Consider the following 22,782-nt stretch of genomic DNA (forward strand, 5'->3'; position numbering starts at 1 on the left):
TAAGTCCTAACCGTCCAAATATTTAGAACCCTTTTCAAACATTGAGAGTATTTTATGAGCTTTGCCAGCAACACCCTTAGACCCTTTAACGCTGTTATTTCTCGGTTAGAATCATTAGATTTTATTGCGCCTTTAGCGATACGCTTATACCTTGCGCCTATCTTTATCAGTGCCGGCTGGAATAAAGTCACAGGTTTTGATGACATCGTACAATGGTTTGGTAATAGTGACTGGGGATTAGGACTGCCAATGCCGACGCTAATGGCGGTACTTGTTATTTTGGCAGAATTAGTGGGTGGTATTGCGTTATTATTAGGACTAGGCACCCGTTTTGTGTCATTCTCCTTGATTATTACCATGCTGGTAGCGATGTTTAGCGTCCATTGGGTCAACGGCTGGTACGCCATTACCCCGACCAATCCAGAAACCAGCCTTTCTAGCCTAATGAATACGTTTGGCTTTTGGGGCAGTGAGGCCAGTTTAGAGAATACCAATGAGGCGGCGTTACGCTTGGATAAAGCGCGAGAAATTTTGCAAACTCATGGTAATTATGACTGGCTAACCGAAACGGGTAATTTTGTGATACTAAACAACGGCATTGAGTTTGCAGCAACCTATACTGTTATGCTACTGGTCACCTTATTTTATGGCGCGGGTCGTTATGTCAGTTTAGATTATTGGCTAAACCCTTCTGCCTCTAAGCGCCAGTATCGTTACATGGCATAGTTAGCTTATACTTATGCCTAAAATTCTAAACTTAATAGCTAGCAATATTAATAACTGAATTATCAACAGTACTTTTTGTTAATTTATTGAAAAATACTGAAAAGGGTGGCAAGTCCCCCTTTTTCAAAGGGAGATTTAGGGGGATTTTTCCCGAAAATCCATCCCCAACCCTTCCTTTGGAAAAGGAAGGGAGCTAAACCTTGCAAAATCTACAGCTTATACTTTAAGTTGAGATTAGCGTACTTATACTTTTACTTATGATTTTGATTATGCCTAGCCCTTTAAATCTATACCCTACACCTTAACAACCGTACCCGATAACTTGTCCAATAACGGTACACATAAGAGCTGCTAAAATGAACGACGTGAGTCAGCTTCCTGTCCCGGAGCATTCTAGTATTACCCCGCAGTTTGTCGAAGCAGTTCGTCATCAAATGCTTGCGTTTGCTCGCCTGCAATTAGACGATTATCACTTGGCAGAAGATGTGGTTCAAGATGCGTTACTCTCAGCGCTGCAATATAGTGGTCAATTTAAAGGCAATGCGGCTTTTAAAAGCTGGGTATTTGCCATTTTAAAAAATAAAATTATTGATAATATTCGCAAAAACAGTAAATACTCCACGATATCGAGCCTCCAAGAGAGTAACGATGGCAATGGGGATAGCTTATTGGATGCCCTATTTGATGAGGCAGGGTCTTGGTATCCAGAGTGTAAGCCGAGTCAATTTGATGACAGTTGGTGTGACCCTGAAGCCCATGTCCATTCTGAGGGATTTTGGCAGGTGCTCGAAGCTTGCTTAACCAATCTGCCTAGTGAACAGGCCCGTGCATTTTTGATGCGTGAATATATCGAGCTTGAGACCCGAGAGATCTGTGAAACGCTTTGCATAAGTAGCAGTAATTATTATGTATTAATGCATCGAGCACGCCTAGGTCTTCAGACTTGTTTGTCAATAAAATGGTTTAACTATGCTGACGAATAACAGCTCTATTGGATAACAGATCTCTTGTATAAGGGTTAACTAGAATACCAGTTCTGTTGTAAAACCGTTTATTCTACTATTAAACATGCCTCAAACTCGAAAAACTAAAAATAACGTTAGAGAACTGTAGAGAATTCATCGAAATTAAGGCCACATAAACTATGAAAAACTGTAAACGTATTACCCAAATAGCCAGTGATGGACAAGAGCGCCCATTACGCCTGACTGAAAAAGTACAACTGCACTCCCATCTGTTATTATGTCCAGGATGTCGTGCCTTTTATGACAACAGTAAGACCTTAAGTAAAATCATGAAAGACTTTCAATCCAAAGATACTAACAGTCCCTCTGAAAATGAATAGTACCTCTAACTATCAACTTATCGAAAAAGGTCAGTATATATGCTACTTCATGGCTTAAAGGGTTAATGACTTAAAAGGGTTCATTACTTGAAATTGTCGAATGGCTGGCATACTAAGCCCTATCCACACCAAACCCTATCACCTCATCAATACTTTTTGCACCCGTCATCACCATAAGAAGCCTATCAATACCGAGCGCAATACCACTACAGGCTGGCAACGCATCGCAAGCCGCCAATAGACGCTCATCGATTGGCATAACAGGCAACCCTCGCTGAGTCCGTTCAATATTATCCTGCTCAAATCGTGCCCTTAATGCCTGACTGTCTGCCAATTCATCATACGCATTGGCAATCTCAATGCCATTGATATATAACTCGAAGCGTTTGGCAACCTTATTACCGTCACTATCCGTTTCGATTTTAGCCAAAGCCGCAGTTGCCGGTGGATAATCGGTGATAATAGTTGGCATATCGTGACCCAAATTAGGCTCTACTAAATGGCTAAATAATAAGTCCAGCCACCCTTGATGATCCTCCCCCAAATCGATACCAGACAGACCATTATGCTCTGCAATGGCCGACAAAACATGGCAATTGGCACTTAACGGATTTACACCCGCATAATCCATAAACGCTTGGCTATAGCTGTAATGGGTTAGCACCTGCACACGGTCAGAAACCACAGTAAGTAATTCAGCCAACTCTAACGCTAACTCATTTAGACTAAATCCAGGACGATACCACTCAAGCATCGTAAACTCACTGTTATGACGATGACCCACCTCATTATCTCTAAATACAGGGCAAATCTGATAAATCGCCACTTGCCAAGCTGCCAACATTCGTTTCATGGCAAACTCTGGTGAGGTATGAAGGTAATAAGTTCTTGGGGTATCTTGCAGGGTGATATTGGCAGAAATTGACGGCACAAACACATCTGTATTGCCCGCTTGAGAAAGCAGAGGCGTTTGTACCTCTAACACGTTTCTCTTTGCGAAAAACTGACGTATCGTTGCCAACATTTGCGCCCGCTTTTGTGCCATCGGTAAGCTCATGGTTGGGTGATAATCTATTGGCTGAGCGATATGATTATTCGACATGGTTTGTTTTGCCGTATCCTGTTATTTTGAACTGAATGCTTAGGGTGTGTTAAGACACCAAACTCAACTACTACTGCGAATATGACGGCTTATCGACCGCTTCCCATATCAGTTGCTCACCGGTATCAAAGTCTTGAATTAACATATAAGTGCCATTTGATGTTTTAGCTTGAGCATTTTTATCCGCCTCATCGTTGCTGTGTTTAGCATTGGCATAATAATTTAAGGTTAAATGACTGGTTGAGTGATGAATAAGCTCTCGCAATGTATCTTCTGCTTTTTCACGCATCATACTGCACCCCATGAGCGTTTGCGGCCCATAGCCAATCAGTAGATTATTATCTGGGGTCAACACATAATTGCCGCCGATGCCATTACAGTCCGATGAAAAGCTGGCGTAGGAAAATGTGGCTTTGGTATATAAATCACGCTTTGCCGTATCAAACCGACCAAGTATCAGAATATCCGCATAACCAAACGCTTCGATAGGTTGACCACTACTATCAAGCGCTTGACGCAATCGCCAGTTATAGTCTTCAAGGAAGTCTTTACTTAATAAGGCATTAACACCATTTGGCTTAACAATAGGCTTTAGCGCCCCCTTAAAAATCATACGTGTCGTGCTTTTAGGGTAGGAAGGCATGTCTAAGCTGATGGCTAAATATGCCGTTTGTGGTAACTTACTGGCAGCAGCGTTAGGCATATCCGCGAGCTGGTTATCACTGTTTATCCACTGTAGTCCAAATCTTCTTGAAATATACTGATGTGGGTCGGTTTCTCTCAATATCTTCTTAAGCTCTGATAATGCTATGCGTTGATTATCAGGCTGTTTGCTCTGACAGGTTGATTTCGTATTGATATCATTATAGCTATACGGAAAGTCGCCCGATAAATCATCCAAAAATGAAACATCATATCGCTGACAGGCATCGTTAAACACCAATTTATTTGGGCGAATATCAAGCGTCAAAGACTTAACATGGTCATGCGCTAAGTTTTGCTTTGAATCTTCGACGTTTACCAACTGCCATGTGTAGCGATTAACCAACGAAAACGGTGCCTGCTCGTAAGTTAGCTTTGGCGGCTTAGGGTACTTAGGCGTTGCCGAGGGCTCAACAATAATAGCGTCATTGCTAGTAATAACGGATTTAATACTTTCAACATCCTGCGCTACGTTTTGCCGAGTCTGATTTAGGTTATCAGAGCTCTCAGAAGCAATTGTATCAGCAGCTAATGCATTATAAGACCCTATCAGTAGTATTGCTGACAATAGAACCTTATAACCAAAGCATCCTTTCACCCTACACCTCTTCATCCTCTACTCCGATAAGCCAAGCTTAGTAAATAGCTCTTAATTGAAACTACCCTAATGCATGACGTTTAATTAGAACAGCCATTCACGGCGTAGCGCATAGTTTTTACGAAGGGCATCAAACGCCTTAGCAGGTACAGCTTGCTCACTGCTATCGACACTGCCTCTAAACAGCTTATCATCGGCTTTGATATCATAAAACTCAGTCAGCTGTTGCGGATTATCTTTTAGCTGCTGCCACTGAAATGGATTATCAGGCAATAAATCAGCCATTAAGTTCTGCTCTTTAATAGTCAAGATATCTGCACCCCTCTCGCCATAAGAGCGTACAAAAGTATCAAAAATCATCTGCGTGCCACGCAATTTACCCTCAAGCGTATAGCCTGCAATATGTGGTGTAGCAATCGTTAATCTATTCAATAACTCGGCACTAACGGTTGGCTCATGTTCGAACACATCAAGCACAACCTGACGCTCAGGATTTTTATCCAAATCCGCCAATAAATCTGCTTCATTGACCACAGCACCACGTGAGGTATTAATTAGCATTGTATCTGCCGGCATTTTTTCTAAAACAGTACTATTAATCATATGCTGGGTAGGCAACTCACTATAGCCCAGCAGGGTCAATGGCACGTGTAAGCTGATGACATCACTGTTATTAATCACTTCATCAAAGCTGGCATTATTAATCACGTTTCTCGATTGAAACGGATCATAACCCAACACTTCCCAGCCCAAATCAAGCGCGTAACGGGCCAGTGTGGTACCGATATTACCCAAACCAATGATGCCTAATTTGACAGATTTATTTAATTTACTGGCATCATCTAACCAGTATTCTGGACGCAACTGCAAAATAGCAGTCATCACATACTGCGCCACTGAATGCTTACTACACCCTGCCGCATTGGCAAAGCGGATACCTCTTAGACTGACATAACCTTCATTGACATGATCGGTACCGATAGTCGCTGAGCCAATAAATTTAACGCTGCTATTGCTGTCTAATAGCTGTGGCGTTATCTGAGTAACCGAGCGAATCAACAGCACATCTGGCTGATGCTGCTCTATCGCCTCAGCATTAATATCACGACCCGCCATATCAATGACTTTTACCGGATGCTGTATAACCTTTTCATTAAAATAATCATGTAAATGAGCAATGTTACTGTCTGCTAAAATGGTAAGCATAATAGTGCGTCTTCCTGAGTTATTTTAGTTATAAAAGGCTGCTTTGAATTTCTTCTTATTGAAATACACTTATTCTGGATTTTTTTTGTTGGGTTTATCCTCTTCTGGCTCATCCGTAGAGTCCTCTTTTTGAGATAAATCAACAGGCATATCGGCAAAAGGATAACGACTAAAAGTTACCACATCTGGTGTAATTTCAAACGACATAGGACGGTCGGCCGGTTGCCATTGATGTTCATCAAGCTGTGCGTAACAAGGCGCAAAAATCACGTTTCTATGCTGAGTAATCCATTCGCGCCATACTGCTAGACCAATAGCCAATACCACAGGTCCGATAAATAAGCCGACAAAACCAAAGGCAGTTAGTCCGCCCAATACCCCAATAAAGATAATGATGAATGGAATTTTGGTCGCGCCTGAGATAACAATCGGACGAATTAAGTTATCTACCCAGCTGATGACCAACATACCCCATAGGACTAAGCCGACTGCTTCAGGCGTATGGCCTTGAGTGAATAACCATAAGGCCACCCCTGCCCAAGCGAATGGCGTGCCAAAAGGCACTAGGGCGACAACAAAAGTCATAAGGGTTAGTAAAATAGGGTTCGGTGCGCCGGATAAATAGTATCCCAGACCGGCTAGTAAAGCTTGAGCCAAGGCTGTCAAACCAATGCCATAGACTACTGCTTGAGTGGTTGAGCCCACTGAATCAATATAGCCATCGATACGATTGCCAATAATATTACGCAGTGCTTGGCGAATCTGTTTCATGAGATTAATGCCATCACGGTAGAAGAAGAACAGAGTCATTAGCGCCATACCCAGCTTTGCCATGGTACTTAGCGCCACATCTAGCGCTACTTTGCCATAGTACAAGTGTGATTGTAACCAAGCTCTAAACGTACTTAATGAGGCTTCAGGATCTTTGTTAATCTCCCATAGGATGTCTTTTATTTGCTGGCCGATTACAGGCAGATTTTTAATCTCTTCTGGCAAATCGACATAGCCGACTCTCACACGGTGCAATACTGTGCTATATAAGTTAATCGCTTCTTGCTGCAGCACAAATAGCCCGACAACAACTGGCACACCCAATATCAAAGAGATAGTAACGGTCATAATGCCAGCGCTTAAATCTGAGCTAAGCTTGACCTTCTCATGAAAGAAGTTATAAAAAGGAAACGTCACATAGGCCAAAATTGCCGCCCACAAAGCAGGCACAATAAAAAACTGCACCACTCTAAAGCACAGAACAAATAAAATGACCAATAAAGTAGCAGTTAACACGCGCTGCGTGACCAGCTCTCGTGTCCAGTTCTCAATCATAACAGCGCATACCCAATAAAAAGTGAATAAAAAATTTGGCTCAAATTAGCTCAATATATATAGCTTAATATTATGCGATACCCATAACAAAATATATAATGCTAACTTGTAATTTTTACTTACAATATTGCTGCCGGTAGTCACTTTAGAATAGCTCAAAGTAGGGATAACAACCTCTTATCATTTTAAAATCAGGAATCAAATGGATGCTACTCCTCGTCACTGCTTCCTTATCTTAAAACTCTCCGACACAAAAAAGCTGACCCTAAAGCCAGCTTTTTTATTATTTAAACAGTCAGACATTTTAATCAAGACTGCATGATATCTGTCTAATTGTTTAATGTCTAAAGCTTGATAATAGCGCAGGGATACCAGGCAACATGCCCACCATTGCCATTACGGCTGTTAACAAAACAAACATACCGGCAGGAATAATCCAGCGGCTCATACGGCTAAGACCCGCACTACGCTCTTTAGAACCAATTAAGCCCATGTTATCCAGTAGCATGGTTAATGACCAACCAAAAGCTGGGTTAACCAACGCTGATGCGAAAACCACAATCGCTGCAGATTGCGTAGTTTTACCTTCACGGGTCATCTCCATCCCTGCTTCAAGTAGCGGAATAAACACCCCAACAATCAAGGCCACACACATCACCGGCTCCCAAATGGCTAAGTCCATCGGATAACCCCAAACAGCCGCAACCACACAGAATAATGCAGTCAAAATAGCGCCGGCGGGAATTGGGCGCTTCGCAATCGCAGCTGGTACGATATAGGTTCCCCAAGAGGATGTGAAGTTTGCACCGCCCAATACAGAGCCTGCAATTTGGCGAATTGAAGCACTGGTCATGGTGTCATCAATGTTCATCACCACACGTTCAGTACGCTTTGGATAACTGATTTTTTGGAATACTTGATGTCCTAGGAAGTCAGGTGACCACATCGCCACGGCCAGTACCGCAAACGGTAGTACCACCATAAAACTTTCTAGATTTGGCAGGCCCAACATCCAACCACTGTTCTCACCCCACCAATACATCGGGCTTAAATGCGGCATACCTGGCGCAGTTTCAAAGGCAAAAGGGGCACCCAATAAGTAAGCTGTGCCACCACCTAAAAAGCAGCTTAACGGAACCGCAAGCCAACGCTTTTGATAATTCTCTAATATCGCATATAGAACGATTGTGCCTAGAATCACAATAAATGCGATATGCGGCATGTTAATACTTTCTGACCAAGCCAATAGCTTAGAGACTTGAGAGGTGGTGCCGATAAAGCCAAGGTAGAGCAGCAGACCACCACACACCCCTTTACTGGTCAAATTAGCCAGTAGACTCCCCCCTTTACTCACTGCCAGTATCAAACCAAATAAACCAATAAGCAGACCAAACGCCATTGGATGACCGCCTGCGATTACCACAATAGGAATTAGCGGGATAAGCGGACCATGTGTACCGGCTAAGTTAGCAGTCGGTAGAATAAACCCTGAAAACAAAATTACAAAGAATGAGACGATTAATAGCTCATACCGTACGTTTTCTAAAATAAAGGCATCACCCAAATTAAGCGCACCGGCGAACGTCGCAGCGATAGCACCAACCATGACTACTTTACCAATAGTTGCTGCTAGCGCAGGAATGGTATCTTCGATTTCAAAACGATAATCGCGAAAAGGTAAGTTAGCCGTCCAGCGCTTAGGCTGCATGATTTGTAGCTCGTGATTGAGATATTCATCGCGGCTTGAAAAGCTAGAGCTTGGTTTATGCAGCTCTTGGTAGGTGCCCGATAAGGCAAGGGTATCATCAGATACAGAAGCGTGCGGGGGTTGCCCTGATTCAGGCAGTGAGTGATGACTCATAGCATCTCCTTATACTAAAATATCTTCCATGAGTGAGGTTGGAGTAATTACAAACAATCGATTATGAACGGCTAACGAGAATTAAGTCTAGGACAAATATCTCGCTAAAAATACCTACAATCGATTATCACTATAAATCTTGAATCAAAGTACTATCGACTATAACGTACATCTGTTTAATTATTGTATTCTAAGATTACGGAAAATACGAGCATAAATTGATGCTAAACAACTGATTTATCGATATAAAATAAAAAGAACCCTCAATCAATTTGATTGAGGGTTCTTTATTATCATCTAAAAGATGATAAGACTGCTTGCGATAGTGCCGCTTAATCTAAACGATTAGATTAAACTTAGATACCTGGTGCAGTTTCTACTGCATCTGGAACGCCTGCGTCAGTTTTACTTTGAACACCTTCACGACGCGCAGATAACTTCTCGCGGATACGTGCAGATTTACCAGAACGCTCACGCAAGTAGTAAAGTTTCGCACGACGTACAGCACCGCGACGTTTCACTTCAATGCTATGGATAATTGGTGAATGAAGCTGGAATGCACGCTCAACACCGATACCGCTTGAAATTTTACGTACAGTGAATGCAGAGTTTAAGCCACGGTTACGCTTAGCGATAACAACGCCTTCAAATGCCTGTAGACGCTCACGATCACCTTCACGAACTTTTACTTGAACCACTACTGTATCACCAGCAGAGAAGTTAGGACGCTCAAGTAGTTGTGCACTTTCAACTGCTTGTACTAATGGATGAACATTACTCATGAGATTGCTCCTCACATGGGATGGCATAGGCTACCGCGCGTACCACCCGTTTATAATAATAACCCCACCGGCCCGATATGGGCGAGGATAGGGAAACAGGAATATGAAACTGGTTTTTCGATCGTTATTGATATGGCATCAATAACCTTAACAGCCGCTTATAATAAAGGGCGTTAGCTTTGAATCTAATATAGGTCAATTATAAAAGCACTTAACCACAGTTAAAAGCGGATCGGTCTATCACCAATTACTTTAAATCGTGCTTAGCCTTTTTAAGCAAGCGTGCTTGCTCAGAGGTTGGCGTGAACTTTCGCCACAAATCAGGACGCCGTGTTTGCGTACGCTTTACTTGTTGTACAAACCGCCACGTTGCAATATTGGCATGATGCCCAGACAATAACACTTCTGGCACTTTTAAACCTTCAAATTCATGAGGCTTTGTATAGTGAGGACAATCAAGCAATCCTTGTACAAAGGAGTCTTGCTCAGCCGATTTTGCATCACCCATAACATCGGGTAATCGGCGTATCACACTGTCCATCAGCACCATTGCAGGTAGCTCACCACCGGTTAATACAAAATCTCCAATAGAGATTTCCATATCAACATAACGCTGCAAAAGTCGCTCATCTATGCCTTCATAACGCCCACACAATAAAATTATCCCATCGTATTGCCGCAATGACAATACAACCGACTCATCTAAGCTCTCTCCTTGAGGAGATAAATAGACGACCGGACAATGCTCTGAATCTGTGAGGCAGCCATGTTGACTGGCTTGCGACTTAGCAAATTCAATGGCTTTCGCCAAAGGTTCTGCCATCATTACCATACCGGGGCCACCACCAAAGGGGCGCTCATCAATACGGCGATAATTATCTGTCGTAAAATCACGCGGATTAATGCAGTCAATAACCACCTGCTTATTTTGTACGGCTCTACCAGTAATGCCATAGTCGCTAACAGCGGCAAACATTTCAGGTAAAATGGTGATGACAGCAAAATACATTAAGTCACCTCCACGTAAACAAGATAGCAATAACTGACTTTTTTAATCTGATAAAAACTTAATAGCAGCTAAGGCTAAAAGTCTTTTTCCCAATCAACAAAAATCTGTTTTGCAGCTAAATCAACATCATCGACAGTTTGCTTGTGCCAAGGAATCATCCGTGGCTCATCATCGATACTGTCGCTACTAGGCACTACCTTCATTATCGGGTGTGCACCGGTTTCAAACAGCTCTTTGATAGTGCCTAAACATTCTTCCTGTCTGTTAATGACGCTCAGTCCTTCAAGATCGGACCAATAGTACTCGTCATCTTCAGTGCCAGGTAAGCTGTCTTTATCAATCCAAATACTAACCCCATTCATGGTTTCAGCAATATTACGGTCCGGTATCTGCTCAAATTGAGCGACAATACCAGAGCCTTGCTTACGCCACTGGGTGACAGTTAAGGGCTTAAAGCCCATTGCTGTCTTCATCCACCAAGGAGAGTAACTAAAAATAGCTTCACGGTCCTCAGTTTCACTAAAAACCCATAACCAGCCTTTAATGCCGTATGGTTTTTTTAGTTGTCCTATTTTCATAAGACTGTCAGCGTTTGGTGTTGTCATAAGACGTGCTCAACCACAGTTAAAACCAAAATAAAAAAACAATTACTTAAAACTTCGCTGCAATGAGATACACTCCCATTGCAGAACAAAGTATTAATTAAGCAGATGCTTCTTCAGTTGCTGGCTTATAACCTTTAGCAAGTGCTTTAACGCGATCTGAAGGCTGTGCGCCTTTTTCGATCCACGCATTGTAAGCTTCCATATCCAAACGAAGCTCAACATCTTGACCTTTCGCTAGTGGGTTATAGAAACCAATGTTTTCGATGTAACGGCCATCGCGTGAACGACGCTGATCTGCTACAACAACTTGATAGAATGGGCGTTTTTTGGCACCGCCCCGTGCTAAACGAATAACAACCATTTGAGTTCTCTCTTCCGTAGGTATACCAAAAAGGGCATAATTATATCAGAATACTATTGACTTGGAAACCATTAAGTTAATTAAAACTCTAACCACTGTTAAATGACTAAGCGATATCTCAATGACTAACCCATCATCCCGTCCATTTTTATCTCGACTACGCCTAAGACCTTACTCCAACACGTGGCAAACCACCATTGCAGTTATGCTAATGGTCACCGTCAGTGTGGTGGTATCTATCTGGTTTTTTTGGCGCAGCTTGTATCTACCCGAGCTAAAAAACCATGCTCGATACTTAACCACTGAGTTAAAGCTGGTAACAGCGACTCGTGAGTACTGGGCAGAAAATGAAGAGGTTTCTCACTGGATTCTCGCTAACAATCATGTTGTCGTCGTTGATGATCCAAGTCAGTTTCCTGATGTTTCAGATAAAGCTGTTGTTGGATTCTTTACCGATGTTATTCAGCAAGAGATCAGCCAACAGCTCGGCCGTGATAGTGTGGTTTACTTTAAATTTAAACCGACACCACAGCTTTGGGTTCAGGATACAGCATCTCCAGAGTTTTGGATACGTGAACCTGTTATATTTTATGCACAGTATAGCCCAAGTTCACTGGTTTTTTTCATTTTAGGTATCCCAATCTTTACTTTAATCACTATTTTGTTACTGATACGCCAGCTGAACCGACCGTTACGTAAGCTTCAGCAAGCAGCAACCAACTATATTCGTTTGGGCAGCGCCACCACCCTACCTACCAAAACAGGCACTACTGAGATTCGCCGTGTAAACATGGCTTTTAACCGTTTATTCACAACCTTGAACCAAGCACAAAAAGAAAGAACCATTATGCTTGCCGGTATCTCACACGATTTACGTACACCTTTAACACGCATGCGCCTAACTGCAGAGATGCTGCCAGATGAGTTTTTACGTGAGGGCCTAATTTATGATATTGAAGATATGGATGCAATTTTAGAGCAATTTATCTCGTTTATGAAAGATGGCTCGGATGAAGCAGTACGCTTGACCAATTTGGACAGCATATTTAATGAAGTCATGGTGCAATTTGCACCTATGGAGTTTATTTATCAGTCTGATGGTCTGCGAGAAGTACCAGTACGTCCATTATCCATTAAACGTCTTATTATCAACTTAGTGGTTAATGCACAGCGTTACGGTAAACCGCCTATTTATATGACAGCGACAATCACGCCCACGTTTAATTCTTCAGAAGTCGATTATGATGACGAGGATGTAGTGTCCACGCCAGGGATGGTGCGTAAAGCCAAAGAGCAGTTGATTATCTGCGTCCGTGATTGCGGTACAGGGGTTGCTGATGACCAGCTAGAACGCATTATGCACCCATTTGAGCGTGGAGAAGCGGCTCGTACTACCCAAGGTAGCGGATTGGGTCTAGCTATCGTTAAACGCATTACAAGCCTACATCACGGTACCGTTGAAGCGATTAATCACCCAGAAGGCGGATTGCAAGTCTGTGTACGTATTCCCCTACTTTCAGAAGTAGTACCTAATGGCAATACCTCTGCTCTTCAGGATAGCTCGAAAGACTAAGCTCAAGATTTAAAAGTTACACCCAAAATAAAAGGTCTACGGCAAATTGCTGTAGACCTTTTATTTTCATAGCTTATTATCTAATGCCAAAAAATTTGACTAATAGTAATCATTAACCTCTATTAGCTAGCTTCTAAGCATCATCTTCGATAATTTTACGAGCGCCTTTTTCTTGCGTTAACTGATCTGCGGCAATCGTTTGGGCCAAAGGCTTAATTGGCCAACGCATGGTAAAGCGTGCACCGCCAAGCGTTGGGCTCTCATCCACCGACATATTACCATTAAACCAGAATGCAATCCGTGACACAATCGATAGACCAAGACCGTAACCCCCTGACGCTCTAGTGCGGCTGTCATCAAGACGCGCAAACGGCACGAATACCTTATCGCGGTCTTCTTCAGGAATACCATGACCATTGTCTTCAACACAGACAAAGGCCTCACCCTTACGCACACCGGCACTGATAATAATCTTTGATTCCGCGTAACGTAACGCATTACCCGCAAGATTTTGCACCACACGGTGTAGGTAGCGTCTATCAGCAACAGCGGCCACTTTAGCAGATGGCGTCACACCGACCACTTCGATAGGCTTACCAAGGGCGTTGGTCTCACGTACAATTTGCTCGACTAGCTCTTTTAGATTAACCGACTCTAAATCAAGCTTTGGAGAGCCTTCCTCTAGCTTGGCATAAGTCAAAATCTCATCGATCAGACCGTTTAGTGACTCAATATCCTCATCAATATAATCGCGCTGCATTTCGCGTGATTCTTGATCATCGGTATCAGCAAGCATATCAACTGCAAAGCGAATACGGGCTACTGGGGTACGTAATTCATGCGATACCGCTCGGGTTAATTCTCGCTGTGATTCAATCAAACGCTTAATGTGCTCTGTCATGGCGTTAAAGGTTGCGGCTAGACGCGCAATCTCATCTTGACCAACCACTTGTACGCGCGTGTCTAGATTACCATCACCTACCTCATTCACGCCGGACTGAATCAGCTGCAACTTGCGCTCTAATGGGAAAATAAGCGCATAGACACCCAAACTGATTAAGAACATACTAATCAGTACCACACTAATAATTAAGTTGAATGGGAACCATTTAAACAAGGCAACAGGACCAATCACTACCACCATGTTATCGACTTTAGAAGGCGCGATAATTTTAATCGATGAATTATCTGCCAATGCGCTGTCTCTAAACAAGATAACCACTTCATCACGAGTAAGGCGGCGCATTTGATCGTCATCAAGTTCCATATCCTCCACCCGCTCGATACTAAGCGGAAAAGCAAATTGCTTTGATATCTCACTAAGACGCTTACGTTTGGCCTCGATGTCATCATAGTAAGACAAATCATTAAGCAGCAGAACCGCCATTGCACGCACCTGCTGCTCTGTTACTTTAGAGATGCGCACCGTAATGATATTGTCTTCACCCTCTACCGGGTGGAAGATATCGGCATGCGCAGGCTGAGGCACGTAACGTACGACCGTTTTCTGCTCTTCCAAACGCTTTAGCTCACTGGCCTTAAAGTCAATACTATCGGCCGGCTCAATACTAAAGGTATCACCAAACAACTTACTGATGTCATTTAACCAATACTGACGCTGTGTCTCTGAAGGTTGCTGCTTAAGACCCGAGCTTACTAAGTATAAGGCACCAGTGGCCATATTCTCACGATAAGCTTGGATACGCTCTTTATTGATGGTATCAACTAATAGCTGTGCAAAAAGCGCAACAAACAGACAGACCAGTAGCAGCCCTGCATAGATGCGTAAAAAAATACTATGTTTTAGGGAGGAAAAGATTGGCATAGGATATCTAATTGAATAAATTTTATCTTAGTTTACATGAAATCTAATGTTGAACCTATGTAGGCTATTGTAGATTATCTTTAAATTTATGTAGCTTTGATAGAGGAATAACAAAAAAGCCAGCGACAGCTGGCTTTTTTAATCACGAGGCAAAAAGCGATGAGTTATTATCCATGTATACGTAATAAACCATCCTACTTTAAGAACGCTATTAGTTGCCTTCTTTTACAAACAGATAGCCTTTGCTACGCACGGTCTTAATACGTTTTGGATTTTCAGGGTCATCGCCAATTTTTGGACGAATACGTGAAATACGTACGTCGATAGAACGGTCTTGACCATCATATTCAATACCACGTAGACGCTCAAAGATATCTTCACGAGATAAGATACGGCCAGCATTTGAGGCTAATAACCACAATAGATCATATTCTGCACTGGTGAAATCAACCAATTCATCATTTAGCGTTACTGAACGACCGCCATTATCGATGACTAGCTCACCAAATTCTAAACGCTGTGGCACTTCTTCAGACGGTGCATTTTCTGAGCGGCGTAATAGAGCACGAATACGGGCTAATAAAACGCGTGGCTGTGCAGGCTTGGCCACATAGTCATCTGCACCCATCTCAAGACCCAATACCTGATCCATATCTTCAGTGCGTGCTGTCAGCATTAAGATTGGGCTGTGGTAGTGAGGACGAACTTCACGACAAACAGTTAAGCCATCGCTACCAGGTAGCATCACGTCTAACACAACCAAATCAGGCTGCTCGTTAATAATACGGCGAATTGCACGGTTACCATCGGTTTCAATAGCGACATCCATACCATTCTTAACCAAATAATCTTGAGTTAACATCGCAAGGCGTTCGTCATCTTCTACGATTAGAATTCGCGGGGTTTGTTCTTCTTCAATATTAGACATTATTATTCCTCAAAACAATTATCAGTGTTCAATGTAACTGCCTTCACCATATCAAAAGGCGGCTTTATAAATAACCATAAATAGATTAAGCACTTAGATGACCAATACATAGATTCAGTACAAACAGCATCTATAGAGATATGTATGACTATTGGTCATGATTAAACCTACCAAAAAACAGTTCATCAAGAGAATACTATCTATTGTAAACAAGATTCAGGTAACTTTGATTAGCTTAATCTTAACACATAAAAAAACAGCCTAGTATAGGCTGTTCTTTTATTTTAAAAAGTATTTAATATGTACACCTTCACCAAGACAACAGCTCTTAAGCGCGGTTACGATATTTTTTAAGTGTTTCAAGCTGTGCAACAGACTCAGCAAGTGCTGCTAATGCCGCATTGGTTTGGATATTATCCGACTGATTGGTAAGCATTTGCTCTGCTTTCTTACGCGCTTCAACGATTCTAGCTTCATCTAAGTCATTGGCTCGTACCGCAGTATCTGCAAGTACCGTCACAAGCTTAGGTTGAACTTCAAGAACACCACCTGATACGTAGATTACTTCTTCTTTACCGTCTGGCGTCTGAATGCGCATTGAGCCCGGCTTTAGTAGCGTAATGAGCGGGGTATGACCTGCTAATATACCCACTTCACCTTCACTACCCGTCGCAACTAACATACTGATATCACCAGCATATAACTCTTCACGAGCACTGACTATTCGGCACTGTAATGTTGCCATGCGACTCTCCGTAATTAACTCATTAACGTACTAATTTAATATAAACGTTTTAAAACCTGTCAGATTCAACAAAGTTTTAAACTCAACTTAGCTAATAAAAGATAGCTTATTAATATGGCATAGCATAATCAGTAAAACGTCATTAATAATAAGATTAACGATCAAGCTATGCCACTATTAATACACTATCGATTGGCTATATTAAGCCGCTGATTTTGCTTTTATTTTCTCAGCTTTAGCAACCACTTCATCGATGCTACCTGCCATATAGAAGGCTTGTTCCGGTAAGTCATCATACTTACCGTCTAAGATATCACGGAAGCTTGCGATGGTGTCACGTAGTGAAACGTATTTACCAGGTGCACCGGTGAATACTTCAGCAACGTGGAATGGCTGTGATAAGAAACGCTGAATCTTACGAGCGCGGTATACAACCATCTTATCTTCTTCTGAAAGCTCATCCATACCTAGAATCGCAATGATGTCTTTAAGCTCTTTATAGCGCTGTAGCACTTCCTGAACACCACGAGCAACGCTATAGTGCTCTTCACCAATGACTAGTGGATCAAGCTGACGTGACGTTGAATCTAGTGGATCAATCGCAGGATAAATACCTTGTGACGCGATATCACGACTTAGTACAACCGTTGCGTCTAAGTGAGCAAAGGTAGTAGCTGGTGATGGATCGGTCAAGTCATCCGCAGGTACGTATACCGCTTGGATAGAGGTAATAGAACCGGTCTTAGTTGATGTAATACGTTCTTGTAATACACCCATCTCTTCTGCCAGTGTTGGCTGATAACCAACCGCTGATGGCATACGACCTAATAGTGCTGATACCTCAGTACCTGCTAGAGTGTAACGGTAAATGTTATCAACGAACAATAGAACGTCTTTACCTTTACCATTTTCATCAGTCTGGTCACGGAAATACTCAGCCATAGTCAGACCGGTTAGTGCGACACGTAAACGGTTACCTGGTGGCTCATTCATCTGACCGTAAACCATCGCAACTTTAGAGTTGGTGAAATTTTCAGTATCAACAACGCCCGCTTCTTGCATCTCGTGGTAGAAATCATTACCTTCACGAGTACGCTCACCCACACCAGCGAATACAGACAAACCTGAGTGCTTAAGTGCGATGTTGTTAATCAATTCCATCATGTTTACGGTTTTACCGACACCGGCACCACCGAACAGACCAACTTTACCGCCTTTAGCGAACGGGCATAGTAAGTCAATAACCTTAATACCAGTCTCTAACAGGTCAGTACTGTTTGCTTGCGCATCGTATGATGGCGCTTGACGATGGATTGACCAATGGTCTTCTGAATTTACAGGACCTTGCTCATCAATTGGACGACCCAATACGTCCATAATACGACCTAATGTCGCATCACCAACAGGAACAGTAATTGGTGCACCCGTGTTTGTTACTGGTAAATTACGCTTAAGACCTTCAGTAGATCCCATTGCAATAGTACGTACAATACCGTCGCCCAACTGCTGCTGAACTTCTAATGTGGTATCAGTACTGTCAACAACTAATGCATCATAAACTTGAGGCACTTCAGTGCGACTAAATTCGACGTCAATAACTGCGCCAATAATCTGTACTATACGACCGCTACTCATGGCGTTCTCCTTGAACTTCTAAAATATAGGTATGTCAATTAGGAAACAGCAGCAGCACCGCCGACAATTTCCGAAATCTCTCGGGTAATTGCCGCTTGACGCAGCTTGTTATAAACTAACTGTAAATCATTAATTAGGTCACCAGCATTATCAGTTGCTGCTTTCATAGCAACCATACGTGCCGATTGTTCAGAAGCGATGTTTTCCATCACTGCTTGATACACAATTGACTCGATATAACGACCAAGAAGGCCATCTACAAGCGTTTTAACATCTGGCTCATAAATATAATCCCATTGGCTATCGGTACGAACACCTGCATCTGTTGTATCAGTATCTATCGCATCTTCTGGTAGTGGAACTAGCTGGTTAACAGTAGGCTTTTGCGTCATAGCGTTCACAAACTTGTTGTAAACGACATAAATGCGATCTAGATGACCTTGGTCATAATCGTCAAGCATGGCTTGTACAGGAGCATTTAATTGCTCAAATGTCGGATTATCACCATAGTCAGTCACTGCTGAAGTTACTTTGCCGCCAAAACTCTTAAAAAAGCTAACGCCTTTAGAGCCAATTACAGCAAACTCAGCTTGTACAGACTGGTCTTGAAATTCTTTAACATGGTGCATCAACTTCTTAAACAGGTTGATGTTTAATCCGCCTGCCAAACCACGATCAGAAGTTACTAAGATGTAGCCAACACGGTTTACCGGACGGCTAGTCATATACGGGTGCTTATAATCTGTCGATGCGTTAACTAAGTGTGAAACCACTCGGCGCATACTTTCAGCATAAGGGCGACCCACTTCCATACGCTCTTGGGCACGGCGCATTTTACTGGCGGCTACCATCTGCATCGCACGCGTAATCTTCTGCGTACTCTTAATGCTGGTAACTTTAGCACGAATTTCTTTTAAACTTGCCATAACATTTCCAATTCGGCGGGGTTTAAATGAGGATTAATCTATCACACGCTTTAAATAGTGCGACTAGCCTCGCTAATCGCACCGTATTAATTTAGAACGTGTGGTTCTGTAAGAACGTTTCAACTGATGATTTTAAACGACCTGCGATGTCATCATTGTAGTTTGCAGTGTCATCGATTTCTTTCATCAAATCAGCTTGTTCGTCATACATGTAACGTAGGTAAGCTTCTTCCCATGCGCCGATTTTTTCAACTGGGATATCTGCTAAGTAACCTTCGTTTGAGGCATAGATAACAGCGGCTTGTTCAGCCACTGACATAGGCTGATACTGCTTCTGTTTCATAAGCTCTGTTACACGCTCACCATGATCAAGCTGCTGCTTAGTCGCGTCATCAAGATCAGAGGCAAACTGAGCAAATGCAGCTAGCTCACGGTACTGAGCTAGTGCAGTACGAATACCGCCTGATAGCTTCTTGATGATTTTAGTTTGGGCGGCACCACCAACACGAGATACCGAAATACCCGCGTTTACAGCAGGACGGATACCTGAGTTGAATAGGCTTGACTCAAGGAAGATCTGACCATCAGTAATCGAAATTACGTTGGTTGGTACGAATGCTGATACGTCACCGGCTTGTGTTTCAATAATAGGTAGCGCAGTTAATGAACCTGTTTTACCTTTTACTTCACCTTTAGTGAACTCTTCAACGTAATCCGCGTTCACACGTGATGCACGCTCTAATAGACGCGAGTGAAGATAGAATACGTCACCTGGGTAAGCTTCACGACCTGGTGGACGACGTAATAGTAATGAAATCTGGCGATACGCTACTGCTTGTTTTGATAAATCATCATATATAATCAGAGCGTCTTCACCGCGGTCACGGAAGTATTCACCCATTGTACAACCAGAGTAAGGAGCGATATACTGAAGTGCTGCAGGCTCAGAAGCGGATGCCACAACCACCGTTGTATATTCTAATGCGCCAGTCTCTTCAAGCTTACGTACAACGTTAGCAATAGTAGAACGTTTCTGACCAATAGCAACATACACACACTTAATACCAGAGTTTTTCTGAGCAATAATCGCGTCAATCGCTAGAGCTGTTTTACCAGTCTGACGGTCACCAATGATAAGCTCACGCTGACCACGACCGATTGGAATCATAGTGTCAACTGCTTTATAACCCGTCATTACTGGCTCATCAACAGATTGACGTGCGATAACCCCTGGAGCGATTTTTTCTACTTTATCAGTAAGCTGTGCGTTGATAGGGCCTTTGCCATCAATTGGATTACCCAATGCGTCAACCACACGACCTAATAACTCTGGACCTACTGGTACTTCTAAAATACGGCCTGTGCAGTAAGCTTTTTGACCTTCTTGAAGACCTAGGTAATCACCCAAAACAACCGCGCCTACGGAGTCTTGTTCAAGGTTCAATGCCATACCATAGACATCGCCTTCAAACTCAATCATCTCACCGTACATCGCATCTTCAAGACCATGAATCTGAACAATACCATCAGATACTTTGACAATAGTGCCTTCATTCTTAGCGGTTGCACCCGTATCAAGGTCTTGAATTCGCTGCTTAATCAGTTGACTGATTTCTGCTGGATTCAATTGTTGCATTGCCTTGTTTCCTTTAATTTGTGATTGCCTGCTTACTCGCCGGTTTATTAAAAGCTTAGATAACTGGTTATTGGTTTATTAAAGTTATCATAGAAGCTTCTTAATGATGAATATCTTTGATAACGAGCCAAAAAGCTGCCATCACTTATCATCATTATTAATTATGCGTTAAGCAGTTAGCTGTGTTTTTAACTGTTTTATTTTTCCACGCATCGAGTCATCAACAAGCTTGTCGCCAATTTTAATGGTGGCACCCGCTAATAAACTAGGATCTACATCTTCATGAATAATCACAGATGCATGTAGTGATTCTTCTAATCGATTTTGAATCATAGTGCGTTGTGCATCGTCTAGCGGATAAGCAGACGTCACATATGCGTTGACTTGTTTGAGTGCCTTAGCGCGATTTAAACGATACTGCTCATATACTTGTGGTATTAAGCTTAAGCGTTCTTGTTCGGCTAATTGGTGCACAAAGTTTTTGATTTGAGGAGTAGCTGCTGGTAAAACATCCGTCGGCTGACCCTCTTTTTTATGACTTTGAGTGCTAAAAAGTAGCGACTTAAACACAGTCGCTTCCGGCGATGTTACTTGCTCATCATAAATACTGATAAGCATATCAGCTTTTTGGTCAGCAGTAACAACGGGGTTATCTAGCATTTGCACAAAGGCAGAATCACCAACCACGTTACTTGCGACAAACAAGAAATCTTCCCATTCACCAATGACTGAGTTTTCATGCGCATAATCAAATGCTGCCTTGGCGTAGGGTCTCGCTAGTGTAGATAATTCAGCCATTATGTCCTCTTAGCCACATATTTTATGTAAAACTTTTATATAAAACAAACCAGATATGAGAAATTGATTTTGATAAGAGTTAACCCCTATTGCACTCAATGACGTTCATAACGCTAAGCCTGCACTAAAATGCATAAGCCATATCACTATAAAGTCTTTTCCAGCTGATAAAACCAGCCTATAACAATAGTACCTTTAAATTAACTCTCTCAATTAAAGCTTAGACGCAAGCTCTTGTAACATGCTGTCGTGCGTCTGCTTATCAACTTTTTCTTTTAGAATTTGCTCAGCACCAAGTATAGCAAGCTCAGAAACCTGAGTACGCAAACCTTCACGAGCTTGATTGATCTCAAGGTCGATCGACTCACGAGCTTGCTCGCGAATACGTTCAGCTTCTACTTGTGCTTGTGCTTTTGCGTCTTCGATAAGCTGGTTAGCGCTTTTGTTTGCTTGTTCAATCAGTGCAGCAGCTTTAACTTTTGCTGATGCTAGTTCTTTCTCAACTGATTGTTCAGCACTTGCTAAATCTGCTTTTGCCTTCTCGGCTGCATTTAGACCATCAGCAATTTTCTGCTGACGTTCGTTAATGGCACCCATCAGAGTAGGCCAAATGAACTTCATGCAAAATATAACAAAAATTGCAAACGCTATAGACTGACCGATTAGGGTTAGATTAATATTCACACGATCACCTCTTTATTAATAAAAATCAGTATCATTGACCATTCGGTATCTGATAAAAAGTCAAAAGTACGTCGAATGGTCAACAGGAGTCACTGATGTTTAATTAAGCTCCAAGAGGGTTAGCGAATAATAACAACATCGCAATACCAACACCAATCATTGGTACCGCATCAAGTAGACCGGCAACAATAAACATGCGAGTTTGCAACTGTGAGCCAAGTTCAGGCTGACGTGCAACACTTTCTAGGAACTTGCCACCTAATAGAGCAAAGCCAATACCGGTAGCTAATGCACCTGCGCTGATAAGCATGGCAACTGCGATAACCGTGTAACCATTTAATGTTGTTGCTGCTAATACTGGATCCATTGATGTATCCTCATTTACCTATTGATTGATAGAAAATCTAAC

Annotated in this window: 22 protein-coding genes; 4 read left to right on the plus strand and 18 right to left on the minus strand. The window is 42.4% G+C overall.

The features are described from left to right. The first annotated feature begins 54 nt into the window (after positions 1 to 54). The 3 genes from AC2SLM_RS03135 (at position 55) to AC2SLM_RS03145 (ending at position 2,071) form a co-directional block, all read left to right on the plus strand. On the plus strand, positions 55 to 726 hold the full coding sequence (locus AC2SLM_RS03135; protein WP_486551947.1) for an HvfX family Cu-binding RiPP maturation protein: 672 nt from the start codon (positions 55 to 57) through the stop codon (positions 724 to 726). A 356-nt stretch (positions 727 to 1,082) separates the two neighbouring features. After that, complete coding sequence (locus AC2SLM_RS03140; RefSeq protein WP_486551948.1) at positions 1,083 to 1,709, plus strand: sigma-70 family RNA polymerase sigma factor; 627 nt, start codon at positions 1,083 to 1,085, stop codon at positions 1,707 to 1,709. Between the two features lie 161 nt (positions 1,710 to 1,870). Continuing rightward, the gene (locus AC2SLM_RS03145; protein WP_486551949.1) at positions 1,871 to 2,071 is read left to right on the plus strand and encodes an anti-sigma factor family protein; all 201 of its coding nucleotides are present in this window, start codon (positions 1,871 to 1,873) and stop codon (positions 2,069 to 2,071) included. A gap of 112 nt (positions 2,072 to 2,183) precedes the next feature. Here the strand turns inward: AC2SLM_RS03145 and epmA are convergent, their stop codons facing one another. The 9 genes from epmA to rpsP form a co-directional block, all read right to left on the minus strand. Next, positions 2,184 to 3,173, minus strand: a complete 990-nt coding sequence (gene epmA / locus AC2SLM_RS03150) for an EF-P lysine aminoacylase EpmA (protein ID WP_486551950.1) — start codon at positions 3,171 to 3,173, stop codon at positions 2,184 to 2,186. A gap of 70 nt (positions 3,174 to 3,243) precedes the next feature. Beyond that, the gene (locus tag AC2SLM_RS03155; RefSeq protein ID WP_486551952.1) at positions 3,244 to 4,473 is read right to left on the minus strand and encodes an META domain-containing protein; all 1,230 of its coding nucleotides are present in this window, start codon (positions 4,471 to 4,473) and stop codon (positions 3,244 to 3,246) included. 84 nt (positions 4,474 to 4,557) lie between these two features. Next, the gene (locus AC2SLM_RS03160; RefSeq protein WP_486551953.1) at positions 4,558 to 5,679 is read right to left on the minus strand and encodes a 4-phosphoerythronate dehydrogenase; all 1,122 of its coding nucleotides are present in this window, start codon (positions 5,677 to 5,679) and stop codon (positions 4,558 to 4,560) included. Positions 5,680 to 5,748: 69 nt separating this feature from the next. After that, positions 5,749 to 7,005 carry an AI-2E family transporter gene (locus tag AC2SLM_RS03165; RefSeq protein WP_486541956.1) on the minus strand — a complete coding sequence of 419 codons (1,257 nt, stop codon included), beginning with the start codon at positions 7,003 to 7,005 and terminating at the stop codon, positions 5,749 to 5,751. A gap of 337 nt (positions 7,006 to 7,342) precedes the next feature. Further along, the gene (locus tag AC2SLM_RS03170; RefSeq protein ID WP_486551955.1) at positions 7,343 to 8,866 is read right to left on the minus strand and encodes a DUF3360 family protein; all 1,524 of its coding nucleotides are present in this window, start codon (positions 8,864 to 8,866) and stop codon (positions 7,343 to 7,345) included. A 356-nt stretch (positions 8,867 to 9,222) separates the two neighbouring features. Continuing rightward, entirely contained in the window at positions 9,223 to 9,648 is a 426-nt protein-coding gene (gene rplS, locus AC2SLM_RS03175) for a 50S ribosomal protein L19 (RefSeq protein WP_486541952.1), read from the minus strand. 247 nt (positions 9,649 to 9,895) lie between these two features. After that, positions 9,896 to 10,657, minus strand: coding sequence for a tRNA (guanosine(37)-N1)-methyltransferase TrmD (trmD, locus tag AC2SLM_RS03180; RefSeq protein ID WP_486551957.1), 762 nt, complete (start codon positions 10,655 to 10,657; stop codon positions 9,896 to 9,898). Positions 10,658 to 10,731: 74 nt separating this feature from the next. Continuing rightward, positions 10,732 to 11,262 (minus strand): ribosome maturation factor RimM, encoded by a 531-nt coding sequence (rimM, locus tag AC2SLM_RS03185; protein ID WP_486551959.1) that lies wholly within the window; start codon positions 11,260 to 11,262, stop codon positions 10,732 to 10,734. Positions 11,263 to 11,359: 97 nt separating this feature from the next. Continuing rightward, positions 11,360 to 11,623: a 30S ribosomal protein S16 gene (rpsP, locus tag AC2SLM_RS03190; RefSeq protein WP_486541946.1), complete on the minus strand. Its 264-nt coding sequence runs from the start codon at positions 11,621 to 11,623 to the stop codon at positions 11,360 to 11,362. A gap of 121 nt (positions 11,624 to 11,744) precedes the next feature. Here rpsP and AC2SLM_RS03195 point away from each other — a divergent pair, with 121 nt between their 5' ends. Continuing rightward, entirely contained in the window at positions 11,745 to 13,196 is a 1,452-nt protein-coding gene (locus tag AC2SLM_RS03195) for an ATP-binding protein (protein WP_486551960.1), read from the plus strand. Positions 13,197 to 13,329: 133 nt separating this feature from the next. Here AC2SLM_RS03195 and AC2SLM_RS03200 read toward each other — a convergent pair whose 3' ends face one another. The 9 genes from AC2SLM_RS03200 to atpE form a co-directional block, all read right to left on the minus strand. Next, complete coding sequence (locus AC2SLM_RS03200; protein ID WP_486551962.1) at positions 13,330 to 15,021, minus strand: ATP-binding protein; 1,692 nt, start codon at positions 15,019 to 15,021, stop codon at positions 13,330 to 13,332. 211 nt (positions 15,022 to 15,232) lie between these two features. After that, positions 15,233 to 15,949 (minus strand): response regulator, encoded by a 717-nt coding sequence (locus AC2SLM_RS03205; protein ID WP_486551963.1) that lies wholly within the window; start codon positions 15,947 to 15,949, stop codon positions 15,233 to 15,235. A 328-nt stretch (positions 15,950 to 16,277) separates the two neighbouring features. After that, positions 16,278 to 16,694: a F0F1 ATP synthase subunit epsilon gene (locus AC2SLM_RS03210; RefSeq protein WP_486541938.1), complete on the minus strand. Its 417-nt coding sequence runs from the start codon at positions 16,692 to 16,694 to the stop codon at positions 16,278 to 16,280. Between the two features lie 201 nt (positions 16,695 to 16,895). Further along, positions 16,896 to 18,329 carry a F0F1 ATP synthase subunit beta gene (gene atpD, locus AC2SLM_RS03215; protein WP_486551965.1) on the minus strand — a complete coding sequence of 478 codons (1,434 nt, stop codon included), beginning with the start codon at positions 18,327 to 18,329 and terminating at the stop codon, positions 16,896 to 16,898. A 38-nt stretch (positions 18,330 to 18,367) separates the two neighbouring features. Further along, positions 18,368 to 19,255, minus strand: a complete 888-nt coding sequence (atpG, locus tag AC2SLM_RS03220) for a F0F1 ATP synthase subunit gamma (protein WP_486541934.1) — start codon at positions 19,253 to 19,255, stop codon at positions 18,368 to 18,370. A 91-nt stretch (positions 19,256 to 19,346) separates the two neighbouring features. Next, positions 19,347 to 20,891 carry a F0F1 ATP synthase subunit alpha gene (atpA, locus tag AC2SLM_RS03225; RefSeq protein ID WP_486541932.1) on the minus strand — a complete coding sequence of 515 codons (1,545 nt, stop codon included), beginning with the start codon at positions 20,889 to 20,891 and terminating at the stop codon, positions 19,347 to 19,349. A 168-nt stretch (positions 20,892 to 21,059) separates the two neighbouring features. Then, positions 21,060 to 21,689, minus strand: coding sequence for a F0F1 ATP synthase subunit delta (locus AC2SLM_RS03230; RefSeq protein WP_486541930.1), 630 nt, complete (start codon positions 21,687 to 21,689; stop codon positions 21,060 to 21,062). Between the two features lie 213 nt (positions 21,690 to 21,902). Continuing rightward, positions 21,903 to 22,373 carry a F0F1 ATP synthase subunit B gene (locus AC2SLM_RS03235; protein WP_486551967.1) on the minus strand — a complete coding sequence of 157 codons (471 nt, stop codon included), beginning with the start codon at positions 22,371 to 22,373 and terminating at the stop codon, positions 21,903 to 21,905. A gap of 103 nt (positions 22,374 to 22,476) precedes the next feature. Next, a complete protein-coding gene (atpE, locus tag AC2SLM_RS03240; RefSeq protein ID WP_486541926.1) occupies positions 22,477 to 22,740 on the minus strand; it encodes a F0F1 ATP synthase subunit C in 264 nt (87 codons plus the stop codon). Positions 22,741 to 22,782 lie beyond the last annotated feature (42 nt).

The sequence above is a fragment of the Psychrobacter sp. CX16 genome (assembly GCF_057396245.1).